The 24683-nt window shown below is 70.5% G+C and carries 29 protein-coding genes; 14 read left to right on the plus strand and 15 right to left on the minus strand.

Annotation, left to right across the window (positions count from 1 at the left end):
- Positions 1-59: 59 nt before the first annotated feature.
- A complete protein-coding gene (locus E8A49_RS19485) occupies positions 60-1271 on the plus strand; it encodes a Xaa-Pro peptidase family protein (RefSeq protein WP_293385551.1) in 1212 nt (403 codons plus the stop codon).
- Here the strand turns inward: E8A49_RS19485 and E8A49_RS19490 are convergent.
- From E8A49_RS19490 to rplU, 8 genes are all read right to left on the minus strand, one after another.
- Positions 1268-1411, minus strand: coding sequence for a hypothetical protein (locus tag E8A49_RS19490; RefSeq protein WP_293385554.1), 144 nt, complete (start codon positions 1409-1411; stop codon positions 1268-1270). The two genes, E8A49_RS19485 and E8A49_RS19490, sit on opposite strands and share 4 nt — an antisense overlap.
- 8 nt (positions 1412-1419) lie before the next feature.
- Positions 1420-2661: a serine hydrolase gene (locus E8A49_RS19495; protein WP_293385557.1), complete on the minus strand. Its 1242-nt coding sequence runs from the start codon at positions 2659-2661 to the stop codon at positions 1420-1422.
- Between the two features lie 121 nt (positions 2662-2782).
- A complete protein-coding gene (locus E8A49_RS19500; protein WP_293385560.1) occupies positions 2783-3658 on the minus strand; it encodes a bifunctional regulator KidO in 876 nt (291 codons plus the stop codon).
- Positions 3659-3955: 297 nt separating this feature from the next.
- Positions 3956-5077 carry a glutamate 5-kinase gene (gene proB / locus E8A49_RS19505; RefSeq protein ID WP_293385563.1) on the minus strand — a complete coding sequence of 374 codons (1122 nt, stop codon included), beginning with the start codon at positions 5075-5077 and terminating at the stop codon, positions 3956-3958.
- On the minus strand, positions 5077-6132 hold the full coding sequence (gene obgE, locus E8A49_RS19510) for a GTPase ObgE (protein ID WP_293385568.1): 1056 nt from the start codon (positions 6130-6132) through the stop codon (positions 5077-5079). Before obgE ends, proB begins: the two co-directional genes overlap by 1 nt.
- Before the next feature lie 82 nt (positions 6133-6214).
- Positions 6215-6736 carry a GNAT family N-acetyltransferase gene (locus E8A49_RS19515; RefSeq protein ID WP_293385571.1) on the minus strand — a complete coding sequence of 174 codons (522 nt, stop codon included), beginning with the start codon at positions 6734-6736 and terminating at the stop codon, positions 6215-6217.
- A 152-nt stretch (positions 6737-6888) separates the two neighbouring features.
- Positions 6889-7161 carry a 50S ribosomal protein L27 gene (rpmA, locus tag E8A49_RS19520; protein WP_293385574.1) on the minus strand — a complete coding sequence of 91 codons (273 nt, stop codon included), beginning with the start codon at positions 7159-7161 and terminating at the stop codon, positions 6889-6891.
- A gap of 31 nt (positions 7162-7192) precedes the next feature.
- Complete coding sequence (gene rplU, locus E8A49_RS19525) at positions 7193-7858, minus strand: 50S ribosomal protein L21 (protein ID WP_293385577.1); 666 nt, start codon at positions 7856-7858, stop codon at positions 7193-7195.
- A 595-nt stretch (positions 7859-8453) separates the two neighbouring features.
- On the opposite strand from rplU, the gene E8A49_RS19530 reads away from it, so the two are divergent.
- On the plus strand, positions 8454-9167 hold the full coding sequence (locus E8A49_RS19530; protein WP_293385580.1) for a hypothetical protein: 714 nt from the start codon (positions 8454-8456) through the stop codon (positions 9165-9167).
- Here E8A49_RS19530 and E8A49_RS19535 read toward each other — a convergent pair.
- From E8A49_RS19535 to E8A49_RS19545, 3 genes are all read right to left on the minus strand, one after another.
- Positions 9164-10012 (minus strand): tetratricopeptide repeat protein, encoded by an 849-nt coding sequence (locus E8A49_RS19535; RefSeq protein WP_293385583.1) that lies wholly within the window; start codon positions 10010-10012, stop codon positions 9164-9166. The genes E8A49_RS19530 and E8A49_RS19535 overlap by 4 nt on opposite strands.
- Positions 10013-10262: 250 nt before the next feature.
- Positions 10263-10547, minus strand: a complete 285-nt coding sequence (locus E8A49_RS19540) for a helix-turn-helix transcriptional regulator (RefSeq protein WP_293385586.1) — start codon at positions 10545-10547, stop codon at positions 10263-10265.
- A 104-nt stretch (positions 10548-10651) separates the two neighbouring features.
- Entirely contained in the window at positions 10652-11554 is a 903-nt protein-coding gene (locus E8A49_RS19545) for an AraC family transcriptional regulator (RefSeq protein ID WP_293385589.1), read from the minus strand.
- A 139-nt stretch (positions 11555-11693) separates the two neighbouring features.
- Here E8A49_RS19545 and E8A49_RS19550 point away from each other — a divergent pair, with 139 nt between their 5' ends.
- From E8A49_RS19550 to E8A49_RS19565, 4 genes are all read left to right on the plus strand, one after another.
- Positions 11694-12023 (plus strand): hypothetical protein, encoded by a 330-nt coding sequence (locus tag E8A49_RS19550; protein ID WP_293385592.1) that lies wholly within the window; start codon positions 11694-11696, stop codon positions 12021-12023.
- A gap of 115 nt (positions 12024-12138) precedes the next feature.
- Positions 12139-13260, plus strand: coding sequence for a hypothetical protein (locus E8A49_RS19555; RefSeq protein WP_293385595.1), 1122 nt, complete (start codon positions 12139-12141; stop codon positions 13258-13260).
- A 55-nt stretch (positions 13261-13315) separates the two neighbouring features.
- Positions 13316-14518 (plus strand): DUF2252 family protein, encoded by a 1203-nt coding sequence (locus tag E8A49_RS19560; RefSeq protein WP_293385598.1) that lies wholly within the window; start codon positions 13316-13318, stop codon positions 14516-14518.
- A gap of 127 nt (positions 14519-14645) precedes the next feature.
- Positions 14646-15494 carry a hypothetical protein gene (locus E8A49_RS19565; protein ID WP_293385601.1) on the plus strand — a complete coding sequence of 283 codons (849 nt, stop codon included), beginning with the start codon at positions 14646-14648 and terminating at the stop codon, positions 15492-15494.
- Between the two features lie 8 nt (positions 15495-15502).
- Here E8A49_RS19565 and E8A49_RS19570 read toward each other — a convergent pair whose 3' ends face one another.
- Positions 15503-15967, minus strand: coding sequence for a nuclear transport factor 2 family protein (locus E8A49_RS19570; protein ID WP_293385603.1), 465 nt, complete (start codon positions 15965-15967; stop codon positions 15503-15505).
- A gap of 186 nt (positions 15968-16153) precedes the next feature.
- On the opposite strand from E8A49_RS19570, the gene E8A49_RS19575 reads away from it, so the two are divergent.
- A complete protein-coding gene (locus tag E8A49_RS19575) occupies positions 16154-17536 on the plus strand; it encodes a M28 family peptidase (RefSeq protein ID WP_366928839.1) in 1383 nt (460 codons plus the stop codon).
- A 48-nt stretch (positions 17537-17584) separates the two neighbouring features.
- Here the strand turns inward: E8A49_RS19575 and E8A49_RS19580 are convergent, their stop codons facing one another.
- Positions 17585-17710 carry a hypothetical protein gene (locus tag E8A49_RS19580; RefSeq protein ID WP_293385606.1) on the minus strand — a complete coding sequence of 42 codons (126 nt, stop codon included), beginning with the start codon at positions 17708-17710 and terminating at the stop codon, positions 17585-17587.
- Positions 17711-17876: 166 nt separating this feature from the next.
- On the opposite strand from E8A49_RS19580, the gene E8A49_RS19585 reads away from it, so the two are divergent.
- The 7 genes from E8A49_RS19585 (at position 17877) to E8A49_RS19615 (ending at position 23896) form a co-directional block, all read left to right on the plus strand.
- On the plus strand, positions 17877-18455 hold the full coding sequence (locus E8A49_RS19585) for a hypothetical protein (RefSeq protein WP_293385609.1): 579 nt from the start codon (positions 17877-17879) through the stop codon (positions 18453-18455).
- A complete protein-coding gene (gene rlmH / locus E8A49_RS19590) occupies positions 18452-18916 on the plus strand; it encodes a 23S rRNA (pseudouridine(1915)-N(3))-methyltransferase RlmH (protein WP_293385612.1) in 465 nt (154 codons plus the stop codon). The genes E8A49_RS19585 and rlmH overlap by 4 nt, the downstream gene beginning before the upstream one ends.
- Entirely contained in the window at positions 18916-19788 is an 873-nt protein-coding gene (locus E8A49_RS19595; RefSeq protein WP_293385615.1) for a peptidoglycan DD-metalloendopeptidase family protein, read from the plus strand. The genes rlmH and E8A49_RS19595 overlap by 1 nt, the downstream gene beginning before the upstream one ends.
- A 94-nt stretch (positions 19789-19882) precedes the next feature.
- The gene (locus E8A49_RS19600; protein WP_293385617.1) at positions 19883-21277 is read left to right on the plus strand and encodes a S41 family peptidase; all 1395 of its coding nucleotides are present in this window, start codon (positions 19883-19885) and stop codon (positions 21275-21277) included.
- A gap of 131 nt (positions 21278-21408) precedes the next feature.
- Entirely contained in the window at positions 21409-22536 is a 1128-nt protein-coding gene (locus tag E8A49_RS19605) for a divergent polysaccharide deacetylase family protein (protein WP_293385620.1), read from the plus strand.
- 21 nt (positions 22537-22557) lie between these two features.
- Positions 22558-23049, plus strand: coding sequence for an RNA pyrophosphohydrolase (locus E8A49_RS19610; protein WP_293385623.1), 492 nt, complete (start codon positions 22558-22560; stop codon positions 23047-23049).
- A gap of 85 nt (positions 23050-23134) precedes the next feature.
- Positions 23135-23896 carry an alpha/beta hydrolase gene (locus tag E8A49_RS19615; RefSeq protein WP_293385626.1) on the plus strand — a complete coding sequence of 254 codons (762 nt, stop codon included), beginning with the start codon at positions 23135-23137 and terminating at the stop codon, positions 23894-23896.
- Here the strand turns inward: E8A49_RS19615 and E8A49_RS19620 are convergent.
- The gene (locus E8A49_RS19620) at positions 23880-24128 is read right to left on the minus strand and encodes a hypothetical protein (protein WP_293385629.1); all 249 of its coding nucleotides are present in this window, start codon (positions 24126-24128) and stop codon (positions 23880-23882) included. The two genes, E8A49_RS19615 and E8A49_RS19620, sit on opposite strands and share 17 nt — an antisense overlap.
- On the minus strand, positions 24128-24683 hold a 556-nt coding region (locus E8A49_RS19625), incomplete at its 5' end, for a hypothetical protein (RefSeq protein ID WP_293385632.1). The genes E8A49_RS19620 and E8A49_RS19625, both read right to left, overlap by 1 nt.

The following is a 24683-nucleotide window of genomic DNA, read 5'->3' on the forward strand; positions in this document are numbered from 1 at the left end:
TTCTGGCCCCCATGGATTTAAGGCGCGGTCTCTTCAGGGCCGTGCGGAGGACTTGAGAGATGACCCACGGCATCGGCGGATCGACGGCGGAGGCCGAACTCGCGGCGCTAAAGCCGTGGCCCAACCCAGCACCTGCCATCACCCCCGCCGAGCGCGCCGAGCGCCTCGCCCACGCCCAGGCCCTGATGGCCGACCTCGGCGCGGACGCCATGATCGTCGGCGCGGGGCCTTCGCTGCGCTATTTCGCGGGCGTCGGCTGGAACGCCACCGAGCGGCTGGTGGCGATGATCCTGCCGCGCACGGGCGCGCCGGTGATGGTCTGCCCGCGCTTCGAGCTGGGCTCGCTGCAGGCCTCGCTGGGGATCACCGCGGAGATCGTCCTCTGGGAGGAGCACGAGAGCCCCTACGCGCTGGCGGCGACGGTGCTGGGCGACCCGAAGGCCGCCAGCCTCGCCATCGATCCCGCCCTGCCGTTCTTCGCCTATGACGGCCTGCGGCTGGCCGCGCCGCAGGTGGCGATGATGAACGCCGCTCCGATCGTCGACGGCTGCCGGATGATCAAGTCGCCGGCCGAACTCGCCCTGATGCGCCAGGCCAAGGCCATGACCCTGGAGGTCCACCGCCGGGCCGCCCGGATCCTCGCCCCAGGGATCACCACCACCGCCGTGCGCCGCTTCATCGACCAGGCGCACCGGGCGCTGGGCGCCGACGACGGCTCGTCCTTCTGCGCGGTGCAGTTCGGCCTGGCCTCGGCCTATCCGCACGGCCTGCCCGGCGAGCAGGCCCTGGCGCAGGGCGACCTCGTGCTGATCGACACAGGCTGCAAGGTGCAAGGCTACAACTCCGACATCACCCGCACCTACGTCTTCGGGACGCCGAGCGCCGACCAGCGCCGGGTCTGGGACGTGGAGAAGCAGGCCCAGGCCGCCGCCTTCGCCGCCGTGAAGCCAGGCGTGGCCTGCGAGGAGATCGACGCCGTGGCGCGCCGGGTGCTTGAGGCCGCGGGCTTCGGCCCCGACTACGCCCTGCCCGGCCTGCCGCACCGCACCGGCCACGGCATCGGCCTTTCCATCCACGAGGCGCCCTATCTTGTGCGCGGCGATGCGACCCCGCTGCAACCCGGCATGTGCTTCTCCAACGAGCCGATGATCGTCGTGCCCGACGCCTTCGGCGTGCGCCTGGAGGACCACTTCCACGTGACGGAGACCGGCGCGGCCTGGTTCACCGAGCCGCAGCCCAGCCTGGACGAGCCGTTCAGGCCGCAGAACTAGTCGCCACCTAGGGCGGCGGCGGCGGGCTTCGGATAGGTCCTGGCCAGGTAGTCGATCAGCAGCGCCGCGGTGTCGGGGCCGCCGTGGCCAGCGAGGCGCCCAGCGCCAACGCCATGGCGGTCGCCAGCGTCAGGCGCCAACGCACCCCCTAGGGCTTCACGAGGGCGTCGTAGATCCAGGCGCGGTTCTTACGCTGGTACTGCGAGGCGAGCTCACGGCTCTGGACCATGAACACCATGAAGAGGTCGTTCTTCGGATCGACCCAGAACTCGGTGCCGGCGATGCCCCACCAGCTGAAGGTCCCGTTTCCGGGCCGCTGCTGGGTGTCGTCGTTGACCAGGCTGAAGCCCAGGCCGAACCCCATGCCCGGACCGGGAAAGAACAGCCCGGCCTGGCGGATCTGCGGCGTGGTCTCGTCCTGGCGCATGCGGGCCAGGGTCTCCGGCTTGAGGATCCGCACGCCCTTGTACTGACCGTTCCCCTCCAGCATCAGCACGAAGCGCAGATAGTCTTCCGCCGTCGACGAGATGCCGCCGCCGCCCGACAGCAGGGGCGTGGGCTTGGCGTAGTCGTAATAGAGTCCCTCAAGCGGCCCGCCGCCCCCGGTGTTGACCGGCTCGGCGAACCGCGCCCGCTTGCTCTCCGGTTGCCAGAAGGCGGTGTCGGTCATGCCGAGCGGCCCGGTGACGCGCTCGCGGATCAGGACGTCCAGCGGCTTGCCGCCCGCCACCTCGACCACGGCGCCGAGCACGTCGGTGGAATGGGAATAGAACCAGGCCGTGCCCGGCTCGGTGCGCAGCGGCAGCTTGGCCAACATCCGGGCGTATTCGCGCGCCGTCAGGTCGTTGCGGTTTTCGCCGCCCTTGGCCCAGGCCTGGGCGATGGGCGTGTTGGGCTGGATGAAGCCATAGATCAGGCCCGAAGTATGGCTCATCAGGTTGCGCACCAGCATGGGCCGGGTGGCCGGCTTCGTCGTGCCATCCGGCTGCCAGACCACCAGGTTGGCGTACTCCGGCAGGTACTTGGAGACCGGCGCGTCGAGGTCGAGCTTGCCTTCCTCCACCAAGGTCATGGCGGTGACCGAGACAATGGGCTTGGTCATGGAGAAGACGCGGAAGATGGTCTTGTCGGTGACCGGCGCCGTCTGGCCGGGGCCCTGGACGCCGAAGCCTTCCTGGAAGGCGACCTTGCCGTGGCGGCCGATCAGCAGATAGGCGCCGGCGATCTTGCCGGAGGCGACGTCGGCCTTCAGCCCGTCCTCGGCGACCTTCAACTTGGCCTGGTCGAAGCCCAGCGCGGCGGGATCGCCCGGGACGATGGATGAGACCTTGGGGTCGACCTGCTTGGGCGCCGCGGTCGCCGGCGCGCCGGCCCCCAGAGCCAAGGCCATCGCGAGCATTGTGGCCGCGCGCAGAACCGAAACCCGATACGCCATGAAATCCCCCCGTTTTCACGAGAGATGGCGGCATTCCCTAGGGGCTGGCAATAGCGCCCCCGTTTCCCGGATGGCGTTAGGCCGCGGCCCAGGCGCGGGGATCGAGCGCGTCGGGATCGTCCAGCGCCATCTCGTCCCAGTCGAGGTCCGGCGGCGGGCTCATGGCCGCGGCGATCACCGCCGACATCTCGGCGGCCGAGGCCACGCCCACCAGGACGCAGGCGGCTTCAGGGCGCGACAGGGCGAAGCCCAGGGCGGCCTGCAGCGGATCGGAGCGGCCCTCGGCGATCAGGCGGCGCGCGCGGCTGATCCGCCCGGCGGCGGCCTTCAGATGGTTGGGCGCCCGGTCGGGCGGCAGGAACAGCAGGCCGTTCAGGAAGATCGAGCGCAGATGCACCTCGATCCCCATGCCGGCCAGTTCGGCCAGCGTGCCGTCGATCAGCAGGCGCTGGTCGAGCAGGGAGGCCGGCGCCTGGACGAGGTCCGGCTTGAAGCGCCTGGCCAAGCCCACCGGATCGTCCGAGGCGTAGACCGAGACCCCGATCTTCTTGGTGAGGCCCTCGTCCTTCAGCTTGCGCAGCCGGTCCCACAGCTCCGGCCCGTGGGCGCTGAACAGGTCGGTGGCCGAAGGCGCCAGGATCGCGTCGACCGAGCCCACACCCAGGCGCGCCAGCTGCGCGCGGATCTCGGCGTCGACCAGGTCGGCGCCGCGGTCGGGGCGCACGGTGGTGACGGTGAGCTTGAAGGGCTGGGGCTTGGGCAGCACCTGGCCCAGGGTGATCTCGGCGGGGTTGGGATGGCGGCCCACCTCCAGCACCGTCATCCCCGAACGCGCGGCGATGGCCAGGATCTCGCGCGCTTCCTGGTCGCGCGGGCGGCCACGGGGGCCGGCCTGCTGATCCAGGCCGAACTGGCCGGTTCCAAGGCCAAGCTTGCTGAGGGGCGGGGTCATCTGTGCAGGCGACTCGGGGCGCTTCCAACGAGCCCACATGTTGGGCCCATGATGCCTAAGAAGCCGTATCCGAGACCTTTCCGAGGGGTTAAATCTCAAGCGGCTGTGTGGGTTGTTGCGCAAGACCTGTGGACAGGCTGGCGGACCGGCCGGCGCCCAGTGCAGCATAGATCGTCATCCTCCGGTCAGCCGCAGGCTGATCCGGGGGACCCAAGCCGAACTTCAGAAAATGGCGACGCCGCTTGGGTCCCCCGGATCGCCTCTTCGGGCGACCGGAGGATGACGGCGGTGGGGACTTCAGGCCCCGACACCGGCCGCCAGCGCCAGGTCGTCGGCGTGCACCAGTGGGCCGGACGTGTAGCCCAGCACCGGCTCGATCGCCTCGCTCTTCAGGCCCAGGATGCGCGCCGCGTCCTCGGCCTCGTAGCGGACCAGGCCGCGGGCGATCTCCAGGCCGGCCTCATCGCGGATCACCACCGCATCGCCCTTGTCGAAGCGGCCCTCGGCGCGGCGCACGCCCGCGGCCAGCAGGCTCTTGCCCCGGCGCACAGCCTCGGCCGCGCCGGCGTCCACCACCAGGGCGCCGGCCGGGGCCAGCGATCCGGCGATCCAGGCCTTGTAGGCGGCGGCCGGCGTGGTGGAGGCCTCGATCAGGGTGGCGCGCTCGCCGTCCTCCACCGCCTGCAGCGGCGAGGGGCGGTGGCCGAGCGTGATCACCGTGGCGCAGCCGGCGGCGCTGGCGATCCGCGCGGCGGCAAGCTTGGTGGCCATGCCGCCGGTGCCGACCCCGGCGGAGGCGTTGGCGCCGCCCGCCATGGCCTCTATCTCGCGGGTCAGCCGGCTTACGCGCGGCAGATGCTCCGCTGACGGATCGTTGCGCGGATCGGCGGTGTAGAGCCCGTCGACATCGGAGAGCAGGACCAGCAGGTCCGCGCCGATCATCTGGGCGACGCGGGCGGCCAACCGGTCGTTGTCGCCGTAGCGAATCTCCTCGGTGACCACGGTGTCGTTCTCGTTGACCACCGGAACGACACCCAGGCCCAGCAGCGTCTCGACGGTGGCGCGGGCGTTCAGCCAGCGGCGGCGCACCTCGGTGTCGTCGCGGGTCAGCAGCACCTGGGCCGCGGCGATGCCGTGCGGCTCCAGCGCCTCTTCCCAAGCGCGCATCAGGGCCGACTGGCCTGCGGCGGCGGCGGCCTGCTTCTCCGGCAGGGTGAGCGCGCGCCGGGTGAGCGCGAGCCGCCGCCGCCCCAGCGCCACGGCGCCGGACGAGACCACCAGCACCTGCTGGCCGCGCGCGCGCAGGCGGGCGACGTCGGCGGCGAAGGCGGCCAACCAATGGGCGTCGGCGCCGGCTTCGCCCACCAAGAGGGCCGAGCCGACCTTGACCACCACCCGCCTGGCGCGCGCCAGCTCCATCAGGGCGTCCAGCCGCCCGCGTCGGGGGCCTCTTGCGCCGCGATCTCGGCGGCCGCCTCGCCCTTCCGTTCACGGACAAGCGCGAAGGCCTCGCGCAGCAGTTCGGTCACGCCCTCGCCGGAGACGCCGGACACCTGCCGCACCTTGGCCTTGGAGGCCTTCTTCAGCTCGGCGACCTTGGCCTTGCGGGTCTCAGGATCCAGGGCGTCGACCTTGGAAAGCGCCAGGATCTCGGTCTTGTCGCCCAGCTCCTCGCCATAGGCCTCCAGTTCGCGGCGCACGGTGCGCCAGGCCTCGACGATGTCGTCCTGCGTCCCGTCCACCAGGTGGATCAGGGTCGCGGTGCGCTCCACATGGCCCAGGAAGCGCACGCCCAGGCCCGCGCCCTCGGACGCGCCCTCGATCAGGCCCGGGATGTCGGCCAGGATGAAGCGCTCGCCCTCGGACAGGTCGACCATGCCGAGGTTGGGGGCCAGCGTCGTGAACGGATAGTCGGCGATCTTCGGCTTGGCCGCGCTGGCCGCCGCCAGGAAGGTGGACTTGCCCGCATTGGGCAGCCCCACCAGGCCCACGTCGGCGATCAGCTTCAGCCGCAGCCAGATCCACAACTCCTCGCCGTCCTGGCCGGGATTGGCGTGGCGCGGGGCCTGGTTGATCGGGCCCTTGAAATGGGTGTTGCCGAAACCGCCGTTGCCGCCTTTCAGCAGGCGCACGCGCGTTCCCGCCGTCTGCAGGTCGACCAGCAGGGTCTCCTTGTCCTCGGCGAACACCTGGGTGCCCACTGGCACACGCAGGACGGCGTCCTCGCCGTTGTGGCCATGGCGGTTGCGGCCCATGCCGTGGACGCCGGTCTCGGCCTTGAAGTGCTGGTGGTAGCGGTAGTCGATCAGGGTGTTCAGCCCCTCGACCGCCTCGATCCAGACGTCGCCGCCCTTGCCGCCGTCGCCGCCGTCGGGGCCGCCGTACTCGATGTACTTCTCCCGCCGGAACGACACAGCGCCGCCGCCGCCGTTGCCGGAGCGGACATAGATCTTGCACTCGTCGAGGAACTTCATGACCGGCGGCCTTTAACACGAAAACCGGGTGTCATCCCGGACAAGCCGCTTCGCGTCTTTCCGGGATGACACCTCAGATGGGTCAAGCCAGCCACACCATCAGCCGGGTCGGCACCAGTTCGCCGCCGCGCGCCGTGCAGGCCCGTTGCTCGACGTCACCGGTGTAGAGGAAGCCCGCCTTGATCAGCACCTGGCCCGAGGCGGGGTTGTCGGCGAAGTGGCCGGCGACCACGACCTTGCGGCCCCAGTCGCGCTTGGCCCACTTCAGCCCCGCCCGCGCCGCCTCCGTCGCGTAACCGCGGTTCCAGAACGGGCGGCCCAGCGCATAGCCGATCTCCGTGCCCGAGCCGCGCTTGCGGTCGAAGCCCAGGAGGCCCACGACCCCGAACGCGCGGTGCTCGATCACGAACATCGCCTCGCGGCGCCAGTCGAGGCCGCGGCACTTGCCGATCCAGGTCTCGGCGTCCTCCAGGCCATAGGGGTGCGGCATGGAGGTGGTCATGGCCGACACATTGAAATCGCCGGCGATATTGGCGATCGCCGGGGCGTCGGTGATCACCGGCCCACGCAGGATCAGCCGTTCCGTCGATATGACGGGGCTCACGTCAACTGCACACATCTTCACCTCCCGGCCCTTCGCCCTTCGAGGGTGCGTACAGGGCCCAAAACGAAAGCGGGGAGCCCGGCTGTCCGGACTCCCCGCGAGGTCGTCTGTCCGGTTCAGCCCGTGGGCGAACCGGAGAAAGGCTGGTTCGCCTACTTTTCGGTCTTCGCGTCGGCCATCACGATGTTCACGTAGGTGCGGTTGTCCCGCTTGGTCGTGAACGACACCGCGCCCGTAGCGGTCGCGAAGAGGGTGTGGTCGCGGCCGAGGCCGACATTGTCGCCCGGCCAGAACTTGGTGCCGCGCTGGCGCACGAGGATGTTGCCGGCGAGCACCGCTTCGCCGCCGAACTTCTTCACGCCGAGGCGCTGACCGGCGGAATCGCGCCCGTTGCGCGAGGAGCCGCCCGATTTCTTGTGAGCCATGTCGCTCTCCTAGGTCCTACGCGAGGACGCCTTACTCGGCGTCCTTGTCCTTCTTGGGAGCCGCGGCCTTCTTCGGCGCGGCGGCTTTCTTTTCGGTGGTGTCGGCCTTGGCTTCGGCCTTCGGCGCGGCGGCCTTCTTGACCGGAGCCTTCTCAGCCTTGGCTTCGGTCGCGGGGACCGTTTCGGCTTCAACCTTCGCCTTGGGCGCGGCCTTGGCCTTCGCAGGCGCGGCCGGCTTCGGCGCGGAGACCTTCTGGACCTTGGCGGCCGCGGCGGCTTCGCGCTGGGCCTCGGGGCTCACGAACACCAGGCCACGGGCGCGGGCGTTCAGCTCACCCTTGGTGGTCAGGTCGACCGTGCCGTCCCACTTGGTTTCCTTGCCGTCGGCGCCGGCGATGGCGGTCACCCGCAGCACCGTCTCGTGCTGGCGATGGCCCTTGGTGCGGCGATAGCCCTGGCGGCGGATCTTCTTGAAGATCTTCACCTTCTCACCCTTGCGGGTTTCCACCAGGGTCGCGGACACGGACGCGCCGGCCACGGTCGGGGCGCCGACGACGACCGCGTCGCCCTCGCCCACCAGCAGGACCTCGCCAAAGGCCACGTTGGCGCCGGGCTCACCGTCCAGCTTCTCGACGACCATCAGGTCGCCGGGGGAAACCCGGTATTGCTTGCCGCCGGTCTTGATCACCGCGTACATCGTTCGCGCCTTAAATCACTAGTGTTTGTGCAAAACGGAATGCGCCCGCGAGATGGCCCGCGGGCGAGAGGGCGGGACTTATACGGATCGAGCGCAGAGTGTCAACGAATAGAGGGGCGATCGCTGCGACGCATTTTGAACCGGGGGCTCGGCCGGTTCTATTCTGCTCCGCTCTTCGCATCGTCGTCCTCCGGTCGCCCGCAGAGGCGATCCGGGGGACGACGGTTTAAGGGAAGCGGCCAGATTTCCCCTTAATTCCATGGCGGCCCGTTTGTCTTGCGGCCATGGGATCTAAGGACGGCCAGCCCTCTGAGGAGAGCAGGCCTGACCAGAACGGCCTGCGCGTGGGTGGCGGATCAACCCCTGCCGCCCCGCCCCAGATTTCAAGCTTGCCGCCCGGCAGCAATACGCCAGTCGCACGGATGGCCGAATCGTAGGTCCGGTACTGCGCGCGCCGCGCCACGGCACACGGCAAGCTTGCGCTTTGCCCCTGGATTCCGTCCTGCCAGATACTACCTGCAGGGGTATCGGAGGCGGCGGCGCGGCTCTCTGGGACCGACGCGGCTTAGAACATAGAGTACGGCTGACAGGCATCATGTTCGAGCAGCAAGACCCCATGATGCTGACCTTCCGTTGCCCCAAGGAACTGGAGGGCCTCTTGCCGCCCCCGGTGCCGGCGGCGGCCGGCCTGCCCGGCTGGTTGAAGACCATGCCGGCCCAGGCGTTCAGCGCGGTGGTCTCCGGCGAGGACGACACCGCCAAGCGCTGCCCGCCGTTCATCGACGCCATGACCTCGGGCTTCCTGATCCCGCTGATCTGCGACCTGAAGGTGGAGAACGGCGAGTTCACCTGGGACAACGACCTGCCGCCGGGGGGCGCCGTCAGCTTCCCGCGATCGCCCATCGGCATCCATGACGCCAGCCAGGTCACCGGCACGCCGCTGTTCGACGCCGACCGCTTCCTGATCAAGTTCCACAACCTGTGGACCGTCGAGGCGCCGGAGGGCTACGCGCTGCTCTTCACCCACCCGGTCAACCGCTTCGACCTGCCCTTCACCACGCTTACCGGCCTGGTCGACTGCGACCGCTACCATGACGCCTGGATCAACTTCCCGGCCCACTGGCACGACGCCAATTTCAGCGGGGTGCTGCCCAAGGGCACGCCGGTGGCGCAGTGCTTCCCGGTGAAGCGGGAGAACTGGGTCCCGCGCACCGCCGCCTTCACCGAGGAAGAGACCCAGCGCACCCACGACCTGGTGCATTCCATCGCCCGCGAAAAAGGCGTCTACCGCCGCCAGTTCCGGGCCTAGGCTCCGGCCCCAAGGAATTTCGCCGCCGCGCTCGGGCGCAGGAAGAAGCGGCCGTGCGCGGTCGAGGCCAGGGCGGTCATCGCGGGCCCGGCCATCTGCGCCGCGCTGTGGGCGGCGGCGCGTAAGTTCGCCTCGCCGGCGGCGCGCTCGCCCATCTCCAGCAGGCATTTGGCAAGGCTGATCCGGACCGTCGCGTCGTCCGGCCGCGCCTGCAGCGCCTGGCGGTAGACCTCGGCGGCGGCGGCGTAGTCGCCGTCCTGGACCATCACCCCGGCAAGCGCGACCTGGGCGTCGTGCCGCTGCGGCGCGGCGGCGCGGGCCGCAAGGAACAGCCGGCGCGCGCCGGCGCGGTCGTTGCGGTTCAGGCGGACGTAACCCAGCCCCACCAGCAGGCCCGGTGCATCCGGGGCGAGCGCAATGCCTTCTTCGAACACGGCCTGCGCCTCGTCGAAGCGCCCGAGCTTGCGCAGCTCATCGCCGAGCTCGAGGAAGGCCAGCGGATAGGCCGGCCGCCGGGCAGCCGCCTGGCGCAACCGCTCCAGCGCCTCGTCACCGCGTCCGAGGTCGGCCAGGGCCCGGGCCAGCAGGGTCTCGATCGCCGGATCGCCGCTGCGGCGGGCGGCCCGGGTGAGCGGTCCCTCGGCGTCTTTCGCGCGGCCCTGCAGCAGCAGCGCCTGCCCCAGGACCTGGGCGGCGGCCACATTGCCCGGGTTCGACCGCAGCACGCCGGCGGCCAGGCCCTCCGCCTCGGCGAGGCGCTGCGCCCGCAGCGCCAGGACGGCCCGGTCGAGGGCTTCCTGGACGGTGCCCGGCCGGTCGGAGGGTGAAGGCGGACGCTGGGACATCACTCGGGAGGTAAGGAAACGGCGACAGAACGGCGCGGCCTGGACACTTCGCACGCCTAGGCGGCCGGGGCCGTCGCCGAACACGTTCTGTCAACCGCGGGGGCCATCTCTTCGGCCAAGACCTGGGCGGAGCGCAAGGGGCTTGCGGCCATGCCCGGGATTTAAGCGACGGTCCGCCGCGGGGCGTGGTGATCTTCGGGACCGCGGCGCTCTATCTCTACGCCCTTATCCGGGCCAGCCCTGACCGCCCTTAGGCCGCGTCGTTCACCTGCTGCGCCATCGTCCGTTCGCGGCGGCGGATGACGATGGCCTCCTCTTCCGAGAGGGCGGCGAAGAAGTAGCCGATGTCGACTTCGAGCGCCTTGGCCAGCTTCCACAGCATCACCACCGACAGGCGGCACACAGCAGCCTCGTACTTGTGGATCTGCTGGAAGGTCACCCCGCAGGCGACGCCGAGGTCCTGTTGTGAATAGCCCAGCAGCCGGCGACGCGCCCGGATCCGCCGTCCAACCACCACGTCCACATTGTCAATCATCGCACTCACCCACCAGCCAGACTCGAAAAGCACAGTCAGTGAACCGCGTCCGGCGAGTGGAGAATTGTAATTACGCGACACGCCGCGGCGATCGCTTCAACCGCTCAGGCGGCGGGGTTTTCCGGGGGCTGCAGCACCTGGACCGGCGAGCCGAGCAGCGCCTTCCGCCGTTTCCAGGCCTCGGCCATGAACGGCTGGTCTCGGGCCAGATAGGCGCTGGGCGACAGGCCCATGTAGTAGTTGAACTCGTGGATGAAGTGGGCCTGGTCTGTGAACTGGTCGTCGAGGAACTGCGTCCAGGTCCCTTCCGGCGCCTCGCGCATGGCGGCCAGCGTCCGCAGCAGGCGCTGGCGGCGCAGCAGCCGCTTGGGCGACATGCCGAAATAGCGGTTGGAGAACCGCTCCAGCTGGCGCGACGACAGGCCGACGATCTCCGCCCAGTCGGCCACGGTCTGCATGTGGGGATCCTGCAGCGCTGTGTGGGCGGCGGCGACGGTGGCGGCCTCCGGCCGCTCGGTGAGGATCGAGAGCAACACCTCGTCGAGGACGGCGTAGATCGCCGCGTCGCCCTGCGCCGCTCTAAGCCGGCGGTAGAGTTCGTCGGCCGCCGGGCCGATGACCTCGCTCAGGGGCGCGAGGCGGTTGGTGAAGAGGTCGGCCGATGCGGTCGCCAGCTGCGGCCAGCCCGCCGGCATCAGGCCTACGCCCACCATCACCCCGGCCGAGCCGCCGGCCCATAGCGCCTTTTCCAGCGCGCCGCTCATGCCGATCTTCGGCACCGACTGGTTGGGCTCGCCCGGGAAATGCGCCTCCCAATCGCCGTCGAGGATCAGCCGGAAGTTCGGCCATTCGGGGAAGATCTGGTCCCAGACTGTGCCTGGCCCGGTCACCTTGACCTGATAGTAGGTGGTCACGGCGCCCCGCAGGGCCTGGGCCGGCAGGTGATAGGTCACCGACGCCGTCGCGGCGTCTGCACACCCGGTGTCATGGTCAAGCTTCGTGGCCATGGGCGATAATGCGCGCAAAACTTCTCAGTTTTCTACTATCTGGCGAAACGGATGAGAAAAGGGACGTGACGGCCCGGGTTCGCCAACCCGTGTAACGTGATATTTGAGGCCTGACGCCGCAGGCGCTACCTTAGCGGGCATGGCGAATCACTCGCAACAGCGCGCCGTGGCGCCCGAACCGTCCTGGCGGCTCACCGACGCCCTCGGCGCCAAGCTGGCCGAACTCACCGGCCTGGGTTTCGAGGTCCTGTGGATCGAGGCCTCCATGGCCGACCTGACCCGCCTGGTGCAGGAGGGCGGCGAGGCCGCGATCCGGCTCGACCCCGATCCTTCCCTCGACCGGGCCTGGTTCGGCGCGGCGGAGATCCGCCATGCGGCGGCCCGCGAGAACACCTGGGTCTTCCTACGCGGCGAGGTGGCGTCCGGCGAAGTCAGCGCCCATGTGGTCGCCCCGCCGAACCCCGCCTGAGGCCCCCGGACCCGCAGGCTCGCCGGGCGTCCTTAACGGTCCTTTCGGGTTTCCATGGGATGCAGGGAGGGTCAAGGCCGCAGGGGGTGGCCTGAACAGGATCCGGACAGCCGCCGTGGCAGGCTCCAACGAACGCATCTACCGCAGCCTTCGCGGGCTGGAGAAGACGGCCTCCACCAGCCGGGTGCTGAACCTGGCCGCGCTGGCCGTGCGTCACGCCGGCAACCCCGAACACGCCGCCCAGCCCCTGTTCCGCAGCCCCGTCCTGAACGGCTCGGTGGTGCTGAAACACCGCCTGCGCGTCGACGAGGCCGACCTCTTCGAAGGCCTGACCCGCACGGCGACCAAGCTGATCGTGCCCTTCGACAAGTCTGACCTGTCGCTTGGCGGCCGCGCCGTCTTCGTGGGCGAGAAGGGCTGGATGCCGGTCCTGCAGGAATTGCGCGGCGGCGCCGACGAGCTGATCCGCGACGTCGAGATCCTTGAGGCCGTCGACCAGCTGCCGTCCCTCGACCCCTTCCTGCTGCGCGAGCACCTGAAGCGGCGCGGCTTCGAGGTCAGCCCCACCCACTTCGACATCTCCTCCGGCGACGCCGACAAGATGCAGCGGTTCGTAGGCGGCGAAATCGCCCGCCTGATCGAGCTGGCCTACGGCGGCGCGGGCAGCGGCGGCGCCACCAGCCGCCTGGTGGAAGCGCTGCTCTCCTCCAAGACCGACGAACGGCTGGAGCCCCTGCGGCTCACCCTGCAGCTCGAGGGCGAGAGCTACCGCGAGGGCATCTTCAGCTGGAAGGGCTTCCTCTATTACAAGTGGGTGCTGAACACCCTTTGGCCCAAGCTGAAGGAAGTGCTGGTCGAGGTGATGAAGCTCAGGGTCATCGGCCCGCGCGACCGCGACCTGATGGTGCTGATCGACGAGTCCAAGCTGCGCCTGCGCGGGGCCATGGAGGGCCAGGTCAAGGCGGTCATGGGCTACTTGAAGACCTATGACGCGGTGTTCCTGCAGCTCACTGAGGGCAACGCCGCGGCCTTCCGCGACTTCCTGCTGGCCTCGCCGGAGATGTTCATGGCGCTGGGCGAAGGCGCCGGCACGCTCAGCCACGTGGCCACCTTCTGGCGTTACCGCTTCCCGCAGGGCAAGCCGCTGATGGCCTCCATGGGCGAGATCCTGGAGCTGCTGCAGGACTTCGAGGCCGGCCTCGGCGCCGAGCCGCATCCCATGAGCTACGCGGCCTAGCCGCCGGCCCGCGGGTCGACGGGAACCTTCCATCCACGGCGGACCTTGGCTGGATATGGCCAAGCCTCTCTATCCCGCGCCCGATGCGCGCGCCGCCCTGCTGCGCGACGCCCAACGCCACAAGATGACCCGCTCGGCCCACGCCTATGTGCGCGGCTCGACCGAGAAATTCTACGAGTGGCTGGAGGCCAGCGCCGGCAAGGTCCCGCAAGGGCCGCCGGTGTGGATCTGCGGCGACTGCCATTCCGGCAACCTGGGCCCCGTCGCCAGCCGGCGCGGGCAGGTCGCCGTGCAGATCCGCGACCTCGACCAGACGGTGATCGGCAATCCCGCCCACGACCTGATCCGGCTGGGCCTGTCGCTGGCCACCGCCGCGCGCGGCTCCAACCTGCCCGGCGTCACGACCGCGCTGATGACCGAGCGGATGGTGGAGGGCTACGTCGCCGGCCTGCAGGGCGAGACCCTGGCGCCGGACGAGGAGACCACGCCCAAGGAGGTCCGCCGGGTGCTGAAGCAGGCCCTGCGCCGGCGCTGGAAGGACCTGGCCCGCGAGCGCATCGACAATCCGCGCCCGACCATCCCGCTGGGCAAGCGCTTCTGGCCGCTGTCCGACGCCGAACGCGCGACGCTCACCGCGCTGGCTGAGGAAGAGGGCCTGCGCAAGCTGATCACCAGCCTGCAGCACCGCCCGGACGACGCGCCCATCGAGGTGCTGGACGGCGCCTACTGGATGAAGGGCTGCAGCTCCCTGGGCCGCCTGCGCTACGCCCTGCTGGTCGGCGTCGGCGGCGAGGACGGCCGCCAGGAGCCGCTGCTGGTCGACATCAAGGAGGCCACGCCCGCCGCCGCCCCGGCCGCGCCCGGCGCGAAGATGCCCGCCGACAACGCCCAGCGGGTGGTGGCCGGCGCGCGGGCCCTGTCGCCGTTCCTGGGCCGCCGGATGCTGGCCGGCAAGCTCGGCCGCCGCCCGGTGGTGATCCGCGAACTCACGCCCCAGGACCTGAAGCTGGATATCGAGCACCTCTCCCGCGACGAGGCGGTGCGCGCGGCGCATTACCTGGCCCTGGTGGTCGGCCGCGCCCACGCCCGCCAGATGGATCCGGCGACCAAGGCCGCCTGGGGCGAGGACCTAGCGCGGGGCCATTCCAAGACCCTCGACGCGCCGTTCTGGCTGTGGTCGGCGATCGTCGAACTGATCCAGAGCCACGAGGCGGCCTATCTCGACCACTGCCGCCGCTACGCCCTGCAGGCCGCCTGAACGCGGGTCCCCCGCCGCCCAAGAGCTTGACAGTTAACGAGATGTGACAAAGCGGGCTCTAGGCGACGGCCCCGGCCCGGCGTAGCTTGGGGGTCGAGGGACGGCTCTTGGGTTCGGAGCTGTCAGGATGCGTGGACTAGGGGCAGGGGTTTTCTTCAGCCTGGTGGCCGCGGCGGTTGCGGGACCGTTCGGCGCCGGCACAGCGGTCGCCGCGCCGGCGTTGGCGACGGCGAGCCTTGACGCGCCGTCCTGGGCGATCGCGCCCGAGGACGCGGCCTGTCACACCGATCTGGAGCTGGTCTCGCGGTCCGGCGCCATCGCGCCGGTCTCGCTGCTGTCCGACGGCGACCATGTCGCCCTGCGCTTCACCAAGGCCGGCGTGCCCAGCCAGGCCTTCCTGCCGATCCGCGTCGACGGCAAACCCTTCGCCAACCTCGTCCAGCGGACCGGCGAAGAGGGCCTGGCGGTGATGAACCTGTCCGACGAGACCCTGGCGGCGCTGCGCCGCGGCAAGACCCTGCAGGTGGCCTGGCTGTCCGACGAGGCGGTGAGCGCCTCCCTGGCCGGGGCCAGCCAGGGCCTCGCCGACCTGAAGACCTGCGGCGCCCAGGTGGCTGGCCAGGCCCGCGCCCGTCAGGCCGAGTTCGACGCCCAGCGCGAGCGGAAGCTGGCCGACGCCCGGGCCAAGGCCGTGGCCGACGAACAGCTGAAGACCGCCAGGGCCCAGACCGCCACCGCGGAAGCTGAGCGCCAGCGCGTCGCCGCCGAGGCCCAGAGGGCCCAGGCCCAAGCCGATGAGCTCGCCGCCAAGGCGGTGCAGGCGCGCGCCTACGCCGAGCAGGCCCAGCAGCAGGGCTATGCCGAACAGGTCCGCCAGCAGCGGGCCGCCCAGTACTACTATTACAACGGCCAGCAGATTCCCCCGCCGCCGTCCTCGCCGCCCGCGTGGAACTACCCCCAGTACTATCCCCGCTGACGACCGGACTAGGTCGGCGGGGCGACACGTCCGGAGTGCAGGAACTCCATGCGCCAGCGGCCGTCCTGGTAGCGCAGGACCGCCGATTCCAGCCATGTCACCGGCGCCATCGCCCCGCCTGCCTTGCCCGACGCGCCCGTATTGACCCAGGCCGCCCACGCCAGGTCGCAGCTCAGATGGACGTCGACTTTTCCGATGTTCCACTCGACCCGGGTTCCTGACGCCTTGGCGCCGCGCAGCAGTTCGCCCAGCGCCGTACCGTCGAACCGCTTGCCGTTGTCATAGGCATAGAAGCCGGGCGCCTGCAGGGCGTAGCCGGCCGCATAGTCGTCGCGGGCGAAGGCGCCGAACCAGCCGCGCACCACGGCCTCGACGTCCTTGGAAGCGCCGCGCGGCGCGCACGTCGGCGCCGCCCGCGCCACGCCCGCCACCGCACAAACCACCAAAGCCAGGGTCAACAGTCCGCGACGCATGTCCTCAGCCCTCCGCATAGTGGTCGGTGAGTGTCGGGCCGCCGCCGCGAAACGGCGAGCAATTTATGCTCGTCCTCGACGCGGTCAGCCCCCAAGGCCGATCCGCCACCGGACTTAGCGGCTCCTCCCCTTGCGTCAGCCCACCGCTGAAGCGAAGGTCGCTCGCCTCAAGTTGGAGCCCGCCCCTTGCGCCGCATTTTGCCCGTCCTCGCCGCCTTTGCCGCGGCCCTGCCGCTCGCCGCCCACGCCCAGTCCTCGCCCAACGAACACGCCGTGCTGCATCAGTTGGCCTCCGACGTCTCCCCGGAGCGCGAGCGGGCGACCATCGCCAGGCTGGTGGCCTTCGGCACCCGCCACACGCTCTCGGACACCAAGTCCGAGACCCGCGGCATCGGCGCGGCGCGGCGCTGGGTGGCCTCGGAGTTCGCCGCCATTTCCAAGGACTGCGGCGGCTGCCTGACCGTCGAGACCCCGTCGGAGACCGTCACCGGCCGGCGCGTGCCCAACCCCACCGAGGTGATGGACATCCTGGCGATCCAGAAGGGGACCACCGATCCCGGCCGGGTGATCGTCATCTCCGGCCACATCGACAGCCGGGTGACCGACGTCCAGAACTTCACGGCCGACGCCCCCGGCGCCAACGACGACGGCTCGGGCACAGCGGCGGTGATCGAGGCCGCCCGGGTGCTGTCGAAGCACAGGTTCCCCGCCACCCTGGTGTTCGCCGTCCTGTCCGGCGAGGAGCAGGGCCTCTATGGCGGCCACGTCCTCGCCGACTACGCGACCAAGCAGGGCTGGCGCGTGGAGGGCGACCTGAACAACGACATCGTCGGCAATTCCGAGGGCATCAACGGGGTGCGCGAGACCACCCGCGTGCGGGTCTTCTCCGAAGGCACCAAGACCGTCGAGACCGCCGCCGAGGCCGACAAGCGGCGCTACAACGGCGGCGAGGTGGACAGCCCCTCGCGCCAGCTCGCCCGCTTCATGGACGGCATGGCCAACGACTACCTGGGCAATTTCCACGTCACCATGGTCTACCGCACCGACCGCTTCGGGCGCGGCGGCGACCAGACCGAGATGCTGAAGGCCGGCTTCCCGGCGGTGCGGGTCACCGAGGCCAACGAGAACTACAACCGCCAACACCAGGACCTGCGCACCGAGAAGGGGATCAAGTACGGCGACGTGCTGGAAGGCGTCGACTTCGCCTACCTGGCCAACGTCACGCGCCTGAACGTGATCTCGCTCGCCGCCTTGGCCAGCGCGCCCGCCCCGCCGACCGCCGTCGACATCTCCGGCGCGGTCTCGGCCGACACCACGGTGAAGTGGAAGCCGTCGCCCGACGCGGCGCGCTATCGCCTGTGGTGGCGCTCGACCACCGACCCGCAGTGGCGCTACAGCCGCGAGGCCGCGCCCACCGGCCAGGCGGTGCTGAAGGACGTCAATATCGACGACTGGTTCTTTGGCGTCAGCGCGGTCAGCGCCGACGGCTGGGAAAGCCCGGTGGTCTTCCCCGGCGCCGCAGGCAGCTGGACGCACGAGGAGCCGCCGCCGGCGCGGCCGGCAGGCTAGACGAAAGGCGGGCGAGTCCCGGCCGGCGCGCGGCCGGGACTGTCGCTGCTAGCGGTGGCGATGGTGCATACGGTGATGCACGACGTGGTGGTGGTGACGCGGATAGGCGGCGGCGGCGCCGGCGGTGGCCGCCAGGGCGATGGTGGCGGCGAGCGCCAGGGTGATGAGTTTCAAGATTTCTCTCCCAGGGTTCTCTAGCGCCGCGAATCACAAAGACCCGCGGACATGCAAGGCTAGGCGTCCAGAGTATTGCCGCAACGTTACAACCGCGCGTCGGTAAGCCTAACTTTAAGGGGTCGGACGCAGGATGGGCCGGGCAGTCAGGGGGCAGGAATCGCCGATGGCTTGGAAAACCGGAACCTGGCCGATCTTCGCCCTGACCGGCGTGGCCTTTGGCGCGGCCGTGCTCGGCGCGGGGCGGGCTGAGGCGGCGCTGTTCGACGTCGTCCGCTCGAACGCCAGCGCCGTCACGGTGATCGATCCTTCGGCGGTGGAGGCCGTGCCTGGCGACGGCAAGGTGCGTCGCGTGCGCTCCGTCGCCGTCCAGCGCTCGATCACCGCCGACGGCCCCCGGCAGGCTGGCTATGTCAGCACCATCAGCGACTACGACTGCCTGAAGTGGCGCAGCCGCTGGCGGGCGTTTTCGGTCTACACACGGTTCGGCGCCCTGGTGCTGCACAAGGACAACGCCGAGGCCGGCTGGACGCCGATCTATGGCGACCCGGAGGCCGAGGCCACCGCGCCTGTCGTCTGCAACGGCGGCGGCGCGGCCAACGTCTATTCCGCCGCCTCGATCGGCGAGCTGGTCACGGCCTTGCTGCAGACCTGGGACGACGCCGAGCCCCTGCCGCCGCTGCAGCCGGTGGCCCCGCTGCCGGCGAAGAAGCCGAAGAAACCGCCCCCGCAGAGCCGGCCTTGAAGATCGCTATCGTCGCCATCGGCCGCCTCGCCCGCTCGCCGGAGAGCGACCTCGTGAAGACCTACGCGGAGCGGGGGACCCAGGCAGGACGGTCCCTGGGCCTGGGCCCCGTGGAGGTCTTGGAGGTGGAGAGCCGCAAGCCCGGCAAGGCCGCCCAGGCCGAGGCGCTTATCCCGCACCTGGCCGACGCGCACCTCATCGCCTGCGACGAGCATGGCGCGGCGCGGCCCTCGCGCGCCTTCGCCGAGGAGATTGCGGCCTTGCGCGACCGCGGCGTGCGCCGCCTGGTCTTCGTCATCGGCGGGGCTGACGGCCTGGATCCCGCCCTGCTCGCCCGAGCCAATGGCAAGCTGGCCTTCGGGCCGCAGACCTGGCCACATGCGCTGGCCCGCGCCATGTTGGCCGAACAGGTCTATCGGGCGGTCACAATCCTGGCCGGATCGCCCTATCATCGGGACTGATGAGACCCTCCGCCTACGCCCTGCCCGCCGCGCTCCTCACCCTTTCCCTGGGCGCGGTGGCGCTCGCCGCCGGCGGAGAGCGCCTGGCGCGGCTGAATACCGAGGAGACCCAGCTCTCCGTCGAGCAGACCCGCAATCTGGATCAGCTCGCCCGCTTGTTGTCGGTCTTGGAGGAGCTGAAGCGCGATCCGCCGCCCGCACTCCTGGTCTCGCCCCGGGACGCCAAGGACGCCGTGCGCGCCGCCATCCTGGTCAAGGCCATGACCCCCGGCCTGCAGGCCCGCGCCAGCGGCTACGCCCACGAGGCCGGCGAGATGATGCGCCAGCGCCGGCTGGCGGCGGTGGAAAGCGAGGCCCTGTTCACCAACGAGAGCGAGCGGGCCGAGGCCAACCCGCCGCCGGTGCTGCGCGGGCCGCTCAATGGCGCCGCTGTCCCAGAAGCAGCCATGACCCCGCCGCAAAGCCTCTCTATCCCGGCCAGCGGCCCCATCGTGCGGCGGTTCGGCCAGGCCCTATCGAGCGGCGGCCGTTCGAACGGCCTGACCTTCGCCGCCGCCGCCGGGGCCCGCGTTGGCAGCCCCGGCGCGGGAACGGTGCAATACGTCGGCCCGGTCAAAGGCTGGGGCGTCATTCTGATTTTAAGGCTGGCGGGCGGATATCATTTGGTGCTTGCTGGCTTGGAGCGCTCGTCCGTGACGGTCGGTCAATCGGTCGCGGCGGGCGAAGCTGTTGGATTCATGCCGGAAGGCGCAAGGTCTGAAGGCGGCGGATCTGAGGGCGGCGACAAAAAGGCTCCCAGGGAACTTTACCTGGAAGTCCGGGAACAAGGCGCCCCAGTCGATCCGGGGCGCTGGCTGAACAAAGCGGGCTGAGCGGGCTTATGGAAGCGCCCGTTCAAGGGGGCTTGGTTTTTGCAGGCGGCGTCTGCCCAGCAGGACAGCGCCGCAAGGGAGCCTAAGGCAGGCGATGAAGAAGTACCTCCTGATCGGCGTTTCGGCTTTCGTGCTTGGCGCGGGCTCCATGGCCTATGTGAGCCAGCACGCCCAGGCCGCGGCGACCCAGCCCAAGGCCAACACCTACCGCATGCTGGGCCTGTTCGGCGACGTGCTGGACATCGTCGAGCGCCAGTACGTGACCCCGGTGGACGACACCAAGCTGATCCACGCCGCCCTGGACGGCATGCTGACCTCGCTGGATCCGCACTCCAACTACCTCGACCCCGAGGGCTTCGACGACATGCGCGACCAGACGCGCGGTGAGTATGGCGGCCTGGGCCTGGAGGTCACCACCGAGGACGGTGTGGTGAAGATCATCTCGCCCATCGACGACACGCCCGCCGCCAAGGCCGGACTGAAGCCGGGCGACTTCATCACCGCCGTGAACGGCGACAGCGTGCTGGGCCTGTCGGTCACCGACGCGGTCAAGCAGATGCGCGGCAAGCCGGGGGAGAGCGTCACACTCACCATCGCCCGCGAGAAATCCGACCCCTTCGACGTCAAGCTGACCCGCGAGATCATCAAGCAGAAGTCCGCCACCGCGAAGCTGGACGGCGACTATGGCGTCCTGCGCGTCTCGGGCTTCAACGAGAAGACCACCGACGAGGCGCAAGCCGCCTTCGCCGAGATCAAGGCCAAGAACCCACACATGAAGGGGCTGATCCTCGACCTGCGCCGCAATCCGGGCGGCCTGCTCGACCAGGCGGTCGGCATCTCCGACCTGTTCCTGGAAGGCGGCGAGATCGTCAGCCAGCGCGGCCGCGATCCGCGCGACGTGGAGCGCTACAACGCCCGTCCGGGCGACATCACCAACGGCCTGCCCATGGTGGTGCTGATCGACAGCGGCACCGCCTCGGCCGCCGAGATCGTCGCCGGCGCCCTGCAGGACCGCAAGCGCGCCGCCGTGGTCGGCCTGACCAGCTTCGGCAAGGGTTCGGTGCAGACGGTGATCCCGCTGCGCGGCGGCCTGGACGGGGCGCTGAAGCTGACCACCGCGCGCTACTACACGCCCTCCGGCCGCTCAATCCAGAAGACCGGCATCGAGCCCGACCTGGAGGTGGCGGCCAGCAAGGACGAGGCGCAGGAGATCGCCAACAAGGCGTTCGGCTTCTCAGAGGCCTCGTTCAAGAACGCGCTGAACGCCGACGAGGGCAAGGCCCGCAAGGGCGCCCACGAGCCGGCCGAGGCGCCGCCGGAAGGCTTCGACGTCAAGAAGGACTTCCAGCTGACCCGCGCCGAGGACGTGCTGAAGTACGGCTCCGTCGCCGCCACGCCGAAGCTGGCCGCCCCCACTGCGCGTCTGGCCGCGATCCTGTCCAAGTCCAAGGTCGCCGAGGCCAAGCCGACGGCCCCGAAGCAGCCCTAAGCGCCGATCGTCCCGGTTCACGCCGGGGCGGCAGATTCGCGCAGCCCAAGCGAATTCCGCCGCCAACCGGCGCGATCTGAAGTGATCGTTAACCCTGTTTTGGGAGTCTCCGCCGCGAGGAGCACCCCGCCGTGGCCGCTGTCCACCTTCCCCGCCTGTCTGGCGCCGCCGGCGCCTTTTCCCTGCGCGGCCTGACCGGCAACCCGTGGGTGCGGGCCGGCGCGGCCGCCCTGCTGCTGGTCGCCGCCGTCCTCGGCCTGGCGCGCACCCTGGGCGCGGTCGGCCGCACCGACGGAACCGTGCGCGTGTCCTTGAGCAAGGCGCTGGCGCACGCCCCGCAGGGCTGGCGCGAGACGCTGAAGCCCCTGCGCGGCCCGGCGCCGGTCAGCCAGGACGTGATCCAGCTCTCCGAGCGGCCGCTGCCCGCGCCCAGCGCCGCGGCGCCCAGCCGGCCGGGCCAGATCCTGCCGCCGCCCGCGCCCGGCGCGCCGCTGCCGGCCGCGCCCATCGCCGGCTTCTTCGCCCCCGGGCCGGCCGGGCCTTTGCCGATCATCGCCCAGGACGGCCACACGCCCTTCGAGGCCTACCGCCGCCCCTTCGCCCCCAACGGCCGGCCGAGGATCGCCCTGATGATCGGCGGCCTAGGCCTGAACGCGCGCCTCACCCAGCAGGCCATCGAGACCCTGCCGGCCGAGATCACCCTGTCCTTCAGCCCCTATGCCGAGGGCCTGCAGGGCTGGATCGACATGGCCCGCGCCCACGGCCACGAGGTGCTCTTGGAAGCGCCCATGGAGCCGGTGGACTATCCGGACAACGATCCGGGCCCCTACACCCTGATGGCCGGCGCCCAGGGGCCGGAGACGGTCAAGAAGCTGGAGTGGATCCTGTCGCGGGCCACCGGCTACTTCGGGATCACCAACTACCTGGGCTCGCGCTTCCTGGGATCGGACGGCGCCTACCAGGCCTTCGCCGGCGGACTGAAGGCGCGCGGCCTGGCCTTCGTCGACGACGGCTCGGCGGCCCGGCGCGGCGGCAAGGGCCTGGCGCGGGCCTCGGCCGAGCGGGTGGTCGACGACCAGCTGAACACCGCCGCCATCGACCAGCAGCTTGTGGCCCTGGAGGCCGGCGCCTTACAGCGCGGCCAGGCCCTGGGCTCGGGCTTCGCCTATCCGGTGACGGTGGAGAAGGTCGCCGCCTGGTCGCGGGCTCTGACCGACCGCGGTTTCCAGCTCACCCCTGTCTCGGCGCTGGCGCATTGATGCGCTAGATATCGCCTGCGCATGAGCCAGGATCTCGACCTCTACCGCCCCAACGTCGGCGTCGTCCTGTTCCACCCGGACGGACGCGTCTGGCTGGGCCGGCGCGTCTCGACGCCGGGGCCGCACAACTGGCAGTTCCCGCAGGGCGGCGTCGATCCCGGCGAAGACCTGGAAGCCGCCGCCCGCCGCGAGCTCGCCGAGGAGACCGGGGCGACCCGCATCGCCTTCCTGGGCCGCACCGACGACTGGGTCGCCTACGACTTCCCAGCGGGGCACGGCGGGTCCAAGGCCCTGCGCGGCTGGAAGGGCCAGAAGCAGGTGTGGTTCGCCTTCCGTTTCGAGGGCGAGGACGCCGACTTCGACCTCACCGCCCACGGGCCGCCGGAGTTCGACGCCTGGCGCTGGGCCCTCCTGGCGGAGGCCGCCGAGCTGATCGTGCCGTTCAAGCGGGCGGCCTATGAGCGCGTGGTGGAGGCCTTCGGAAGCTTCGCCGCGACTGCCCGCCGCGGTTGAATCCGCTGCCGCACACAGACCAAACGGCCTTAGAGTGGCCGACTGGGACGCGCCGTGCGGCAAAGGCCGGGGCAAGAGGGGATCTATGACCGCCATCGTCATGGTGCACGGCGCCTTCTGCGGCGGCTGGGCGTTCGAGCGCTTCGGCGCGCCCTTCGCGGCGGCGGGCTTCGAGGTGATCGCGCCCGACCTGCGCGGCCATGGGCCGGGCGACGCCGCCGGGGCGGTGGTGGGCGTCTCGATGAGCGACTACGCCGCCGACATCGCCGCGCTGTGCAACCGGCTGGAGAGCCCGCCGGTGCTGCTGGGCCACTCCATGGGCGGGCTGGTCGCCCAGCTCGCCGCCCGCCGGGCGCGGATCGAGGCCCTGGTGCTGCTCGCGCCGTCGCCGCCCTGGGGCGTGATGGCCTCCAGCCTGGAGGAGGCGGCGACCGCCTTCGGGGTGCAGATCGCCGGCCTGTTCTCCTCGGGGGCGCTGGAGCCCGACCGCGGCCTGATGCGCGCCTACAGCCTGGACCGCATGCCGAAGGCCGAGCGCGAGGCCGCCGTGGCGCGCCTGAGGCCCGAAAGCGCCATGGCGGTGCGCGAGACGCTGAACTGGTGGCTGGACCCCTTCATGACCACCAGCGTGGGCCCGGGCGCCATCGCCGCGCCGTCGCTGGTGATCGCCGGCCAGGGCGATGTGGTGCACACCGCCGCCACGGGGCGGGCGACCGCCGAGCGGATCGGAGCGGCGTTCCAGGCCATGCCGGGCATGAGCCACTGGCTGGTGGGCGAGCCCGGCTGGGAGACGGTGGCGGAGACGGTCCTGCGCTGGCTGGCCGACGAAGTCAGCCTCGCCGCTTGAGCGCCAGCCGCACCAGGCCGGCCAAGGCCACCAGCGCCCATGACCCTTCCATCGCCGTCGAGGCCAGGTTGAAGTTGGCCACCAGCAGCGAGACGAGGATCAGGCAGGCGCCGAGGAAGTTGACGAACAACGACCAGCCGCCCTTGGGGTCGAGCCGCCCCAGGGCCGCGCCGGCGTAGGCTACGAGGATCATCAGGACGCCGGCGAGGCCCGCGGCGTCCGTCCAGCTCATCAGAACTTGCGTTCCTGGTAGAAGATCTCGCCCGTCGAGAACTTCGCGTTGAGCGAGCTGTCGTCAGGCTTGGTCCAGGTGGAGAAGTTCACCGCCGTCGAGGCGTTGGCCTCCAGGTGCTCCCAGGACTTCCGGACGCGCTTGATGCCATCCGGGTCCACGGCCACGTAGTTGGCCTGCAGGATCAGCTCCGGCTGGTGCAGGAAGGACCAGATGTTGATCGCCTCGACGATCGGCTTGTCCTGGTTCAGCGCGTAGTGGACCTCGCCGCGGCAGACGTCCTTGTTCGAACCGGGCGGCGAGATGGTGACGTTGTAGTCCTTGCTGGTCGTACCCAGCTGCATCGCCCAGGAGTTGTCCCGGCGGTTCTTCTTGAAGCCCAGGGCGGCATTGGTCTTCATCAGGTCGTCGAGGTTGCCGCCGCGCACCAGGGGCACACAGATCTTCTCGATCACCTGGAGGATCTGGGCGCCGTCGCCGGTCGTGGGGATCTGCGGGGGCGCTTCAGCGGCGGGCGCCGCCGGAGCCGCGGGCGCGGCGCTGGCGTCCGGCGCG

The sequence above is a fragment of the Phenylobacterium sp. genome, assembly GCF_004799515.1.
GTDB lineage: Bacteria > Pseudomonadota > Alphaproteobacteria > Caulobacterales > Caulobacteraceae > Phenylobacterium.